Raw genomic sequence first — 13,638 nt, 5'->3', positions numbered from 1 at the left:
ACTCCAAAATATTGGTTCAGAGGGATTGGAATTAGTTTTGAAACAAGCTCAACTAGAACTTACACACTTAAAGTAAAAATCAATCACCATACTTATTTCCAAATATTGCTCCAAGTGTCCTAATATTATCACATTTCTGGCATATATACACGGTTCCGTGGTATGCCGTAAATAGAGGAGTATCCATGAGAATAGCAAGTGGCCAAGCAATAGATGATACGTCCTTGCCTCTCTCCTTTTTCATAAGATCATAATAACTTATGGATATGTGTTCGGTAATTTTTTTACACTTGGCACAATATATTTTCTTTACTTTGCCCGATGAATCGATAATGCTGCCTCCTAGTTTCTGTAAGTATAAACGTACATAATTTTATAGCCCGAACTTTACTATTTGTCTTAACTATAAATTATTTCTCATAGCTTCGTTTTTTATATTGAGAATTGCCAATTTTTTGCTCAAAACTGTTATTTATTTTTCGTACAGGCTCTAAGTCGATGCCGTTTTTCTCTAAGTCGATGCCGTTTTTATTTTTGACTCGAATCAATTCTGATCAGTTCTGTTTTGATTCGAGTCAAAAATTTATCCTACCCCTTATCATAAGCGTTCCTTTGGTAAGACCGTCTTACTTATAATTATCCCCGTCTTACCTAAATTTCCTGAAAAACGGCAACGTTTTAACGATGTCTTACTAATCTTACCAGTTTTACCCAAAATTAAAAGGTCTCAAAAAAATTGGAATAAAAGTTTCTGGAAAATAGAAAAAATTGATTTTTTTCTCTCGCGTAGACGGCTTTTTTCGGTAAGACTAGTAAGACTAGTAAGGCGGATAGTATGCTGATATTGATTTAGTCAAAATTTAGGTAAGACTAGAGGTAAATTTAGGTAAGACTAGGTAAGACGGAGGAAAAATGAGAAAAAGCACAGAGGAATATTACTAATACTTATTTTATTATTTATTATATTAGTATTATAGTCTACTCTTCTCAGTTTTTAGTTTTACAGTGGATAATCCACTGGCTAAACCGTTATTGAAGGACATAAAAAAACATTGCAAAGTTTTAATTATCTTGTAAACAATATAAATAAGTGAAATGTCAGATAAGAACCACATAGATATAACAACGTTCGAGAGAAACGCAGCTGAGAAACCTGATCCTGTAATAAAATTTTTTTCACGCGATGATCTTCTTCAGGCAAATGGGGAGATAATAAAACAACTTCAAACTCGAATAAGGGGAAAGCGATTTAGGGTTCAAGAAGGTGACCTTGTCAAAATTCAATATATGAAGACTTTAATTTATGCTTTGAGATGTGCCAATGAAATTTTGAAAGATATCCAGTTAGAGGAATTTGATAAAAGGTTAAAAACACTCGAAGAGGTTTATAGCACGGGATTGGTTACAGAAAGCATGCAGGCTGGAAGCCTGGCAGAAGATCAAGGCTATAATTCGGATCTTGAAAGGCTTGAGCCTGGAAGTATCCCTGAGGTTGAAGAGTAAACCGAGCTCACATAAGACTTATGAGGCCTAGAAATGGTAACAGCTGCATACATACGAAGTAAAATAGAAGCCTTGGAGCGTGGCCCTGGCGCTCAGGAAACAAAGATTTTCTTTATAGAGGAAGGTAAAGACCAGGCTTTAACAAAGACCCAGTGGGAGGCTGTCAAGTCTTGGGAGCAGGCTCACCCCTGGGGACAAGCTCATATAATTATTTTTGAAGAAGTTACGGCCCATTACTTGGACACAGAGCCAGGGGAATAAAATCGCAAAAAATAAGCAGATATTTGCAAAAAATAAGGAGAAATCATGTATCTGTGATCTTCAAGCATTACTAACTACAGAAATTAAATCAAAGCCATTGATTTATACACCGCATCAATTGGATCCTCATAAAATGAAATCTGGAACTTACTAAAAAGATCCGGTGGTACCGTCGCAATCTTACCTGCTGATGAAATTGGAATCAGAACTCTCTTCGCCCCAGCATCAAGGCAAACCTGTAAAAGACCAGCAAGGTTTTCAAGAACACCTACAGAGCCTCCGATTGTCATACTTCCCAGAATAGCAGTCTGTTCCTGCAAGGATCTTTCTATTGCTCCTGAACAGAGGCTTATGAAGACTGCAAGAGCGAGTTCACCAGACATACCAATTCCATAGAGGTCCTGGACGTGTAAAAAGTAATCTTTTTCTTTTACAGAAATGCTCTGGCTTATAGACTTTGCATTGGCCTTGAAAAAGTTAAAAGCCATCTTTATTGATTCTTTTACCTGAGAGTTTAAACCAGTGCCTGATTTTTCATATTTTCCAGATCCGGATACTATCTGGACTTCAAACTTATATATCCCGATTTTACCAGATTCAATAGCAGCAACAGCATAGGCTTCACCTGGCTTTGTGATCCCTGCGGGAATGATTTTGCTTCCACCGCTTTCAGGTACAGGAACAAAGGTCTCTTTCAGGTTCTCATTATCAATGTATGAAAAATTTACATCGAAAAACTCAATTCCTCCAATCTTTTTGAGCTGCTCTTTTACCCGTCTTCGACCTACAAGAGCATATTCGAGAATCTCCTGAGCTTCTTCTTTTGTAATATTTTCATCAGGGTATAGGAGCTTCATAAGTCCGGAGAATGTCTTTTTAATGGCAATTACATCACGTTGGTTTAGGTTATTTCCAAGCCTAAAGAATTGTGTTATATGATCAGAATAGGAACGCTTTCTCATTTCCCTGAAGAATTCGGCAATATAGTCAACTATAAACCCATATCTATCAGTGAAATGCTCAGGCCGGAATTTCGGGACTTCCCAGCCAGGAAGATAGTAATGCATCCTGTCAAAAAAGGCGGTGTCACTGTTCATGGCCTCTGGGAAGGGAGAAAAAAGGTGAGAGGTTATCATGAGAGAATCAATGCTCTGATTAACGTTTCCTACAAAGACAATTGATGAGTTTGCATTCTTCTGCTCCTTTCCTCTTGCAAAAGAGCCTGAAGCCATGTAATCTTTGAGGATCTGAATTCCGTCTTTGTCCTTGAAATGAATTCCTGCAACTTCATCAAATGCAACAACGTCCCAGAGCCCTACAAGTCCTATTTGCCGGGTAGACATATTGTAGAAGAGGTTTGCAACTGTGGTCTGTCCACCTGAGATCAGGATAGAATTAGGGGAAATTTCTTTGTAAACATGGGATTTTCCTGTGCTCCGAGGCCCCAGTTCGCAGAGGTTATAATTGTTTTCAACAAGAGGGACAAGCCTTTGCAGCATATGCCACTTGACAGGATTCGGAAGTTGGGTTGGCTCCATTCCTATGCTTCTCAAAAGGACATCTACCCATTCTTCTTTTGTGAAATATCTCCTTGCCTCAAGGATTTCCTGGATATTCATGTTTGGAATCTGGATAGGTTTTAAGCTGGAGATAATGAAAGGAGATGCTGCCGATTCAGTGGAGTACTCCATCTTTAGCATGCACCAGATCCCGCCTCCGAGCAATTTGTCGTATTTTATAACATAATCCGAGTCAATTTCGATATTAATAATCCCGAGGTTAGAAAACGATGCCTCGTAAATATCCCTTTTTTCGTTCAGCCTGACAGTAATCTTATCAATAACCGTGTAATAGCCAGTTTCCCTGATTCTCGACTTGATTTTTTCGGCTTCATCAGGTCTTACATAGTTTTGGGACAGGATATTTTTAACCTTCTGGACGCCTTCATTAATCACATCTTCATCATCATCTGCACAATAGGAGCCGAGAAGGTATTCAAGTACATAGACAGGAACATTATGCCCTACTTTCAACAGCTTTGTAAGGTCTTTTCGCACAACCCTACCGGGAAAATATTTGATTAATTTTCTATCGGTTTCAAGGATTGCTGTCTCAAGAGCTTCTTCAGTCATTTTATCCTGTCCATATTATACTCTTTTTTTACGAGAGAATCTTTACACAGTTCCCCTTTTAATTAGAAGTCATCAAAATCCCCGATCAGAAGGTCCAGTTTAAATGGAATCCGTGCAATATCTTTTATTTCAGCCGGGTCTTCGTCAATCAGCCTGAGGCAATATGTTTTGTTTTCAAGATTGTTTCCGAGTGTGAGCATGATATTATACTGCCTTTCTTCGGGCTCATCAGATTCATTATTGACAATAATGATTTTTTCATCACTGACCATTTTTTCCTGCTCACAATTAATATCCCATAGAGAAACTTTGATGGTGCGAGGTTTCATTTTATCGGTTACTTTCTCGGTCTGGAAAATCTTTACTTTAAATTTGCTGCTTGTGATCTTTCTCCGGTCGTTTATTACCGAGACGTTGACCTTACCGTACTTGATACCCTTCTTTTCAATAGCCTTTTCATTCCGCCTATGGTTATATGTCAGAACTGGAATAACAATCTCCTGAGGAGAGATTCCTCCGTGCACGAAATTGAGCCCACTTCCCTGAAGTTTGAACCTGAGATCTGCTTTAGGCACATAGGCAAAAAGGGGAGTGTGGTTCTGCCCAAGCATATAGCGCATGTCAAATCCGTGTATGTTATCCAGTGAATTATCAGTTGCAAATTCTTGGTCACTCAGAATAAATCTCTTTGTGGCATCAAGTATACGAGATTTGTTAAATAATGCAGTGTCTACCTTGTCCGCATTTTCCAGATCGTCTCTCCGGTAAAGGAACCCGTGATCGGACGTGATAATTACATTTGTGGTGTTTAGAGTATCACTCAAATGCTTGACAAGTTTCTTTAGTTCAAGAATTGTTTCTTCTACGGCACTAAACACACTGTTTTCTGAGGACTGCTTATCACCAGTTGAATCTATCTTATTGTGATAGATATAAAGGACTCTCTTTCCCTTGATGAGCTCTCTTGCTTCTTCCCTGCTGTACCGCATGAAGTCTTCATAATTAAATGCAAGCGAATCTTCGTATTTACTCTGCAGGATTTTGTTCCTTTTTTCAAGCCCTTCGGAACTTATACCATCAACAAGGATTTCTTTCCCTCTGTATTCCAGAGCATTATGAGGAAGTAAACTTGCCATTCCAAGTTTCGTGTATGAGGGCAAGGCTCCTGCCATATAATTGAGTTCAGTAAGCCCCCAAGTGTCTTTATTGAGGTTTTCAAATAGCTCAAAAGCTGCTTCATAACGCAGGGCATCAGAAATGACAACTGCAACTCTACTTCTGTCATCTTTCTGCAGAATCTTATTCACATGAAGTTTATAGAAATCCTGCTGGTTGTCGGCAAGCTCAATCTTCCATTGTCCATTGAGTTCCGAACTGATGAGACTGCTCCATTTCAATAGCAATTTTTGGAGCACTTTGGTGTAAAGCCTTTCGACTTCGGGCTTGAGACTTTTCTTCAGGATGTCCTTTTCCTGCTCTTTATCATAATAGTAGTAGAATTTTCTGTAGAAATAATCCATCTGATATTGGGTTTCGGCATATACTTTGAATAATTCGTATAAACTGCGTGTGTTTTTAAGTGCATCAATTGCTTCTGGATTATCATAGTTCTTTCTGGCAAAGCGGAAGAGCTTGACCGCATATTCAAGCGCACTGTAAATATTTTCATATTCAGAAAACCAGTGCTTTGTTCTGCGGGCGTCGATCCAAGCAAGGTAATTTTTGAACTCCTCTTCTGTTGAATCTACAGGACTACTAAGGGATTCGATTATACGAAGAATTATAGTTTTGTCAAAGGTCTCAACGGCTTCGGCTTCAAGATATTTTTTCACATCCCGATTATTAAGCGCTGTTTGCAGGCTATTTTCAAGATCCCGGTCGTTCTCTTCAAGCATGTCCCGGGTGTACTTCTCAAAAGTTTTGGAGGTTTGGGAACTGTCCATCCAGTGTTTGAGGAAGATCTGGCACTCATTTTCCTTTCGGTTCACATACTGGTCATAGCCTTGCAGGGAAATTCCAGAGCACTGTTTTATGTGCGTAACCAGGAAACTCAGGAAAAGCTTCTTTAGGGTAGGGTTCTTTACCGAAAAGCCAAAATCCTCTTCTGCCAGCTCCCATAAGTTTTCCTCCAGCCCGAACTTCGATATATGCTCCCATGTCGGATTTTCGGCTTCTTCCAGGGATTTCAGCATGGTATCCCTGATAATCAGTTTGAAATCAAGGGCCTGAGTTTTTGAAAAAACAGCCAGCATGCCCAGAATGAACTCTTTTTCCCGCCAGTCCTTCTGGTAGAGCTTTTTTAGAGGTTGGACTCTTTCTTTCTGGTTGCCAAAGAATTTTTCGTATTTTGTGAAGAGGTCGTCCAGCTCATGCCCCTCGATCTCAAATTCATTTTTGAGGTCCGAAATTCGGCTGTTTTCAAACCTGGACGAATAAAGCTGGATATCAAAAAGCCAGTTTTCTTCGTGCGTCCTTTCTTTGTCGGGGCAGTAAATTAGGTAGTTTGATTCAGGGTCCTCTATTTCAAGGAGTTTTTTGGTTTCAAAAAAGTTATTACTCAGAATATGGAATTTAATGGCATGCCCTGCCAGTATTTGTATTATCTCGTTCAGCTCTGAGCTGGGAGCCAATTTTTCATCATCCCAGGCAGTCCTGTCCTTATCATACCAGAAAACGATTTTTCTCATTTCATAATCTGCCAGTTCCGAAGGGTCAAATTTTCTGAGTATGCTTTGGCTTGTTTTTTCAACGTTAACCATGAAGACCCATATCCTACGATTAATCGGGAAAATATAAAATAATACTAAAGATTTAGATACTTTATCTATGAAATACTCTTCCATTTACAGGTTTTGCTAACCTATAGTGATGTTTTATATATTAATATATAATCTGAAGCATTAATGCATAATCTGAAGCCGAAAATAAAGTGATTACCAGAGCAATAATAAACCAAAATTTTAAAATGACCGCCATAATCAGATTGAAAACTGGCTAAAAAATCAGAAAATCTAAAAAAGAGGGTGGAAGCAGGATGGAAACAAAATGGAAAAAAGCATGAGAACAAGATGGAAAAATGAGGTTTTTTACCTCTATATTGAAAAACAAAATTTTAGTCTCAAGTAAAAATGTACAGATCCATTATCCATTACCTTTTTAAGAATTCAATAACCTCTTTCTCAGACTTTGTATATCGAGATACAGGAGGTTTGGATTTTTCATTCTTCTCAAATAGAGAATGTAACTTATTAATGGCAACAGGGTCTGATATATACAAAGTGTTTTGTTCCAGATATCTCGAAGCCATCTCTATACTCCTTATCGTTTAATCCTACTTTTTAATAACTATATGTGTTCTTATTTGATATATGTTCTTTCCCTCAATCATTCCCTATTTAAATATTTTACCAATTGCATTCTCTTTACTCCGTCCTCCTGCAGTTCGGACTGTAATTCTATAAATCCATAGTCTTTATAAAATTTCACCACTGAATCTGCTTCTTTATTTGCTTCAAGCCAAACAATGGTCCCTCCCAATAACCCAATGCAGTCATAAACAATGTTTACGGCTTCATCAAGCAGGTATTTTCCTTTAAAATTGTATTTAAATATGTCATTTTTCCCTAACTGGGCAATAAAGTATGAAGGAATACCTTCCTGTTCTCTAAGCAGGTTCATATCCTTTTTTTGCTTCTTGCTCAGCTTACTCTGGTCCACTCTTAGTATTTTCAAAGCCAGGGCGAAAAATCCAAGGACACAGAAGTTTTCATCATCGCTATTCTTTCTATCAAGTATAAGATATGACCTGCATATTGATTTGTCATCAAATTTGTCCATACTGCGCCGCACAAAATCCTGAATGTCAGGGTCCTTTGAGCAGTAGAAACTGCTCAGTGTCCTGTTTACTTTATCTTTATCAGCAAATTCTGTAAGCTGCTTATACGAAACAACAATAGGATCGAGTTCCAGCTCAAAAGAGTTAAAATAGTCCTTTATCCAGACCAGATCAATATCTTCCAGTTTGCTTTCTCCAGGTAACTGTGAATTTAAAAACTCCATGCCTTCAGAACTTATGCAAACCAGACCATCCGGCCCATCCTGAATGAACTGTATCATTTTCAGGTACTTGAAAACCCAGTAGATTTCTTCCTTGAATTCAAAGATTTCATCACCCGAGCCTTCCTGCCGAAAACCAATCTGAACTTTAAAATCCTTAACCAGTTTTGCTTCAAGGTCAGAATACCTGCACCCCTCAGACCTGCAAATATCCTTGATCATTTGGCTGATGACAGTTTCAAAACACGGCAGCTTAACGTTTTGTCCACTCAAAGTTATCAGGTCCCTGAGAATGAAGAAAATAGTGAGCAGTAAACGACCCAATGTGTATTAAATTTTGCCAGTTCCATTCAAAAATTTTCTGTCTTTGGTTCAGTACTTTCTCAATTTCGGCTTTAATGTGACTTTTGCAGCATTAGTAAGGTTAGGATCATCTTTCTTTCTGCGTTGGCAAAAGCTACAGCTGATTCTATGGTCCTGTTATCGAATTTCTCTTTGAATTCAAGGATTTCTGATTCGCCGGAATTGAGGATGGAATAAAATTTATATTATCGTGTTTTAGTTTCTTTGGAATGTTTCTTTTGAGTAATTCAAAAATGTTTATACAAATCTGCTATTTACCAAGTTGCTAAATTGAATTTATCTTTTTATATCAATAAGGATGGTTTCGATAAAAATGTCTCATTATAGGGAAAATGGAATATTAATAGAATGTAATGAATGTATTGTTAATATTCTGAAAAAAATAAAAGATAGAATGCCTTTTGAAATAAATAATTTTGAAACTAATATAAATGAAAGTCGAAAAGGGATATTGGAACTTATTATAAGTGTATATTATCGATCTCTGGATTATAATAGAGCACCTCAATTATGTAAAGATAAAGTAACCGAAGCCTTGTTAAAACATGGTCAATTTAATAAAGAAGAAATTGATGTGATATTTGCTGAATGTGCCATAAAGTCAGAGAACTATTCTGAAGAGTTCTTTGAAAATAATGAGCAGTTAATAAACGACTCGTATTGGAAGCATGCCGTAAATCCCTTTGAATATCAAAAGCCAAAAGAAATTCAATATAAGTTTCCTTGGTATTTTTGTGAAGATAAGAAAGTAGCAGGTTTTTGTACAATGGACATTGATGCCTTTACCTGTCCAGATTGCGGAAGTGAAGTTACTAACACTCCAGATAATGTAGAAAACATAGGGCTGTCTCACGATCTAATATGTTCTAATTGCTTCAACATGCAAGATATATCCGACACAAAAGGAATTGTAAAGTCTGGAGGGAACCCAGTTCATCACGGGAATTGGTCATCCCAAATACCAGAGTTTGAGTTTACAGGAACTGATTATTTTCAAGTGTTGCACCCAAATTGTAGAAAGAGTGAGCGACCAGATAAAAAGGGTGTAATGTTCGTTAATGGCATATGGATAGACTCTTTTGAAGGCTCACAATATCGAGTCGTTCTTGGTTTAGAATGCCTCAGTTGTGGTGCAAAAAATGCATTAAAGCCGTTTGTTTTTAAAGATAGAGAGATACCAGTGCTTGATGTCAATACTTCCCGTGTTTTTAAATTGATTTCAAGTGGTGAAACTGAAAAAATTGAATTTAAACCATATTTAACTGTACCACCTGAAGGATACGAAATGAATGGTGATGTGAAATACAAAATCGCAAAATCGATATCGGGATTTATGAATTCTGACGGAGGTGTGTTGCTAATTGGTGTTTCCAATTCGGGGATTGTTTTGGGAATCGATAATGAATACTCTGTCCAGAAGGATGAGTACGATATGGTTGATATAGTCAACAAAAGATTATTGTCAAGAGACTATTTTGCGCTAAAACTAATACAGATATTAGATAAATATATTGAAAAACCGTTATTAAAAAAATATGTAAGGATTTCATTCCATGAAATTTTTGGAAAAGATGTATGTTGTATTAAAGTAAAAAAAGCAGACAATCTACATAAATTTAAAGATGGGAATTTTTATGTTCGTATGTTCAATGGTACAAGGGCTCTAAATAAAAATGAAATAGACCAATATAAAAACTTATACTGGCCCAGTCAACAATAATTTATTTTAATATTGAGGGCTGGTAAAAATAATTAAAAGAATCTGCTGTACTCAAATTTTCCCGACCAGTCCTTCAAGTTTCTTATAATTCTCCACAACTCCATCATCCAGATCAATCTCAATCATCTGATCCGCTTTATTCTTAAGAAGCTCATCATACTTCACGAGCTCCTCAATCTTCTTTTTGAGCTTCGCAAGCTCAGTTTCTGCCTTCCCTCTATTTTTTGAATTTTCAGAAATCTCTTTTTCCAGAAGCGGTCTTTTAGCATCCAGCTTTGACTCAAAATCCAGTAAATAATCGATTCTCATCTTCGCCAGGGTAGTTTTATCGTACCTGTGCATATAAATGAGCGCATTGAACACTTTATCTTTTCCTGAAGTAAAGAGCCAGTAAATCGGCCTTTTCTTATACATTTTAACGTGATCGCTGTAGAAATCCTTCAGGAAATAATTCCGGATAACCTTTTCAGGAGCTTCGCCTTTTTTCGAAAGTGCCCTTGCAATAAAGTCCAGGTTTTCGGAAAGCGTCTCTGCCCCAAAAGTAAATTTCAAAAATTCCTTGAACCGACCTACAATGTCGTCCGTATAATATTCGTCATCGAGAATTGGGATTATGTTGTCTTCATCCGGCAGGAAAGAAGCATCAGGTACTTTTTCTTTAAAATCAGCCAGCTTTTCTCCCTGATTTGCAAGGATCAGCCCTTCTTTTTCTGGGTAATATCTTCCAAACATACAGCCGACAGCATAGGAAATTAATTCTTTTATGGTATCGGTCAGCAAAAGAGTTTCCAGTTCTTCTTCGGTTTTATTGTTACTATAACGATAATATGGATTGCAGGTCAGCGTGATTTCAGAAATTGGAACCTCTGGAGTTAGTTCGTCCTGCAAGCCGTAGGCTTCAATGAAAATGCGGTTGTTTTCTTCCTCCAGCCGCTGTGTTTCGAGAGTCATTTCTTTCCAGTGGGTGCGAAGTTTGATGTAAGTCTCATGAAGGGCTGGCTGGTGATATTCTGGTTTTAGTATTGGAAGAGTGGTGAAATCCCAAGAGGTTTCGTAGGAGTCCCAGTCGAATTTTGATATTCCAACTAAACTTGTTACATACTTAATTATTTCAGTGGGGGTCTCATTTTTGAGAATGTTATTAATGAAAGGAAGATTCCCAATATCTCGAGTTTGATATTCAATAGTTGGATTTAAGAATTGAAGAAAAAATCTAACTTGTTTGCTTGCTAGAAAACCAAGGACTATTTCATCTGGCAAATCATTGGGAAAACAACAAGAACCTTTCACATCAAATAAAAAGCCCTGAAAAGACTTTCTTACTCCGAAATGAGAAGAACTTGTAGCTGTCCATGTTATAGCAGGAAGAAAATAGCACTTTTCATTTGAAATCTTCCAACCCAAATTATCCCAAGACAATTGAGGATAATTAACGAGCGTATTCTCTTTTATCTCATAACCATTATTCAGCCAGTTGACTACATATTCGTTATTTCCATACCACTTTCTGAAACTTCCGCCTTTGTTATAAGGAAACCATTTCTTACCAGACTTTTCAGCATCAAGTGCATTTTCAAAATTGAAGCCAGAATTCAGATTTGAAACCTCATGCCAGAATCTTAGGAATCGATCGTTATCACCTGTGCGCATCCCAATCTTCGCAGGTGCAATTCTTGATAATTTATCTCCGTCCTCAAAAATCTCTCTCATCCTATCACTCACCCAATAAGCAATTGGACTACCCTGAATTTTCTTGAAGTCGGCGGCGGAGGCGCGAGCAAGTCTATCATTCTGCATCGGGAATTGTTTCGGTTCATTCTCTTCTGTCAAATCCTCATAGTAAACATAAGAAAAGTGGCCTTTGAAGTCAGCTTTCTTTGTTTTGTTCCAGACAGTTGCTGCCGTTCCAAAAGCAATGCCCATTACCATATTTGCCATATGAACCATACAATCAATTGTTACTTCATCCAGCAGGCGTTCTCTTAGTTTTTCGTAAGATGAAAGGAACATCCAGCTTTGCATTGTAACCATTGCATTGTATCCGTGTTCAACAATTAAATCAAATCCACGCTCGATAAACATGGCAAAAAGGTCAGACTTACTATCAGGATATTTTTCCTGAGCAAAAATTTTTAGCTCATTGTTCATGCCTTTACTACCCATATACGGTGGGTTAGTGACTATTATGTGATACTTAGAGCTAAGATATTTGGCATTTTGTAGGGCTTGCAGAACCTTCTGATGAGTAGAGTAAAGAACTATATTTTCGGGGAGACTTTTGGATTCAAGTAGATACAGTATTTCCAATATATTTGATGAAGCTGGATTAATTAGAGAACCAAAATTGTCGGCTTCAGCAAACTGGAGCAGAGTATCTTTCTGGGCGTCGGTGAAAAGGTCACTTCCAACTGCACCTATGTAAGCATTGAGCTCTCCTTCTTCAAAAATAACGCTTTCCAACATGCAGATATTGGGCTGGACCTTCTTTTTGAAAAAATGGCGGTCCTTGCTTCTTGCCTTCATGGTCAACGCAAAGCCTGCAAGTTCTCCTGCACGCTTATCTATCTCAATCCCGAAGAGATTGTGGGTCAGGATCAGTTCTGGAATTTCTGAGGGACTGTAACCTTCTTCTTCATAAATCGCATACAACAGATCAAAAGCATAAACCAACATGTGTCCCGAACCACAGGCTGGATCACATATTTTAAGTTCTTCAGGAGAACTGATTTTCAGAAAATCGATTTCCTGTTGTTCAAGTTTTATATAATACTCCATCCTATCAACAAGACTGGATTCCGGGTGGTTAAATATCCATAGACGACCAAGGGAGTTTTCTACAAGGTAACGGACAATCCAGTTAGGTGTGAAATGCTGCGTTGCAGCTGGAATATTTTCTTTACTAATTTTAATTCCCTTTTTGAGATCGGCAAAGACTTTGTTTTTCTTCGGTTCTACATAGTCTTGATAGATCCAGCCTATAATTTCAACTTCGCGCCAGTCATCGTCCGGGATAATTGAATTCAGGTCGTGCAGGACTGAGCCGGTGTGCAGGAGTTTGTCAGGGAAAAGGAGTTCAGTATAGTCCTCAATTTCTTCAAAAAGGAAAGGCATGATTTTGTGTAGATAATTGCAGAGCTTGAGGATGAGGTATTTGTAGAGCTCTTCATCTTTGTTTTCGGCCTTAAGGTCGAGGACTGAGTTCTTATCAACGTTCAAAAAGTCAAGTTTCAGGGCATTTGTTAGAAGGTCGGGTTCCGTTTTGTCAGGATCAGAGGAGGTAAAGACTCTTACCTGGTCAGGGAGGCAGCCGTTCATCTCCATAAATTTAAGAGCCACAAGCCGGTTGAACCAGATATAGGTCACTTCCTCCATGACCTGTTCGTAACCCTTATTCTTGACCTGTTTTACGAGCTGAGAACGCTGGTTTTTGATTTTAGAATTAAAGACTTTACCGTTGATTACAACCGAATCTTCATGCTCTTGTACAGCGCGGATTTCTTTAGAAGAGATTATTCCATAATAGGCTGCCTCGCTTCTTACTTCGGCATTTAACTTGTCCCGAACCTTGTTTGAAAATTCGATTATTGCTGATTTGTCCATTCC

The 13,638-nt window shown here is 37.9% G+C and carries 7 protein-coding genes; 3 read left to right on the top strand and 4 right to left on the bottom strand.

Translation table 11 applies throughout. From position 1 onward, the window contains the following. The first annotated feature begins 1,095 nt into the window (after positions 1–1,095). Complete coding sequence (locus BP861_RS08095) at positions 1,096–1,503, top strand: hypothetical protein (RefSeq protein ID WP_292374261.1); 408 nt, start codon at positions 1,096–1,098, stop codon at positions 1,501–1,503. 33 nt (positions 1,504–1,536) lie between these two features. Then, positions 1,537–1,764, top strand: coding sequence for a hypothetical protein (locus BP861_RS08090; RefSeq protein ID WP_292374259.1), 228 nt, complete (start codon positions 1,537–1,539; stop codon positions 1,762–1,764). An 83-nt stretch (positions 1,765–1,847) separates the two neighbouring features. Here the strand turns inward: BP861_RS08090 and brxL are convergent, their stop codons facing one another. The 3 genes from brxL to BP861_RS08075 form a co-directional block, all read right to left on the bottom strand. After that, the gene (gene brxL / locus BP861_RS08085) at positions 1,848–3,896 is read right to left on the bottom strand and encodes a protease Lon-related BREX system protein BrxL (protein ID WP_292374257.1); all 2,049 of its coding nucleotides are present in this window, start codon (positions 3,894–3,896) and stop codon (positions 1,848–1,850) included. Positions 3,897–3,958: 62 nt separating this feature from the next. Continuing rightward, positions 3,959–6,655: a BREX-1 system phosphatase PglZ type A gene (gene pglZ / locus BP861_RS08080; RefSeq protein ID WP_292374255.1), complete on the bottom strand. Its 2,697-nt coding sequence runs from the start codon at positions 6,653–6,655 to the stop codon at positions 3,959–3,961. A 625-nt stretch (positions 6,656–7,280) separates the two neighbouring features. Next, complete coding sequence (locus BP861_RS08075) at positions 7,281–8,276, bottom strand: hypothetical protein (protein WP_292374253.1); 996 nt, start codon at positions 8,274–8,276, stop codon at positions 7,281–7,283. A 337-nt stretch (positions 8,277–8,613) separates the two neighbouring features. Here BP861_RS08075 and BP861_RS08070 point away from each other — a divergent pair, with 337 nt between their 5' ends. Then, positions 8,614–10,035: a helix-turn-helix domain-containing protein gene (locus BP861_RS08070; RefSeq protein WP_292374251.1), complete on the top strand. Its 1,422-nt coding sequence runs from the start codon at positions 8,614–8,616 to the stop codon at positions 10,033–10,035. A gap of 51 nt (positions 10,036–10,086) precedes the next feature. On the opposite strand, the gene pglX is transcribed toward BP861_RS08070, so the two are convergent. Further along, on the bottom strand, positions 10,087–13,635 hold the full coding sequence (pglX, locus tag BP861_RS08065) for a BREX-1 system adenine-specific DNA-methyltransferase PglX (RefSeq protein WP_292374249.1): 3,549 nt from the start codon (positions 13,633–13,635) through the stop codon (positions 10,087–10,089). Positions 13,636–13,638: the final 3 nt, after the last annotated feature.

The sequence above is a fragment of the Methanosarcina sp. UBA411 genome (assembly GCF_002495725.1).
Classification (GTDB): Archaea; Halobacteriota; Methanosarcinia; order Methanosarcinales; family Methanosarcinaceae; genus Methanosarcina.
This window is presented reverse-complemented; position numbering and strand designations above follow the sequence as displayed.

What these genes read in the sequence shown, in the direction of transcription:
- BP861_RS08095 (WP_292374261.1), top strand. Translation starts at nt 1,096, where the DNA reads ATGTCAGATAAGAACCACATAGATATAACAACGTTCGAGAGAAACGCA.
- BP861_RS08090 (WP_292374259.1), top strand. Translation starts at nt 1,537, where the DNA reads ATGGTAACAGCTGCATACATACGAAGTAAAATAGAAGCCTTGGAGCGT.
- brxL (WP_292374257.1), bottom strand. Translation starts at nt 3,896, where the DNA reads ATGACTGAAGAAGCTCTTGAGACAGCAATCCTTGAAACCGATAGAAAA.
- pglZ (WP_292374255.1), bottom strand. Translation starts at nt 6,655, where the DNA reads ATGGTTAACGTTGAAAAAACAAGCCAAAGCATACTCAGAAAATTTGAC.
- BP861_RS08070 (WP_292374251.1), top strand. Translation starts at nt 8,614, where the DNA reads ATGGTTTCGATAAAAATGTCTCATTATAGGGAAAATGGAATATTAATA.
- pglX (WP_292374249.1), bottom strand. Translation starts at nt 13,635, where the DNA reads ATGGACAAATCAGCAATAATCGAATTTTCAAACAAGGTTCGGGACAAG.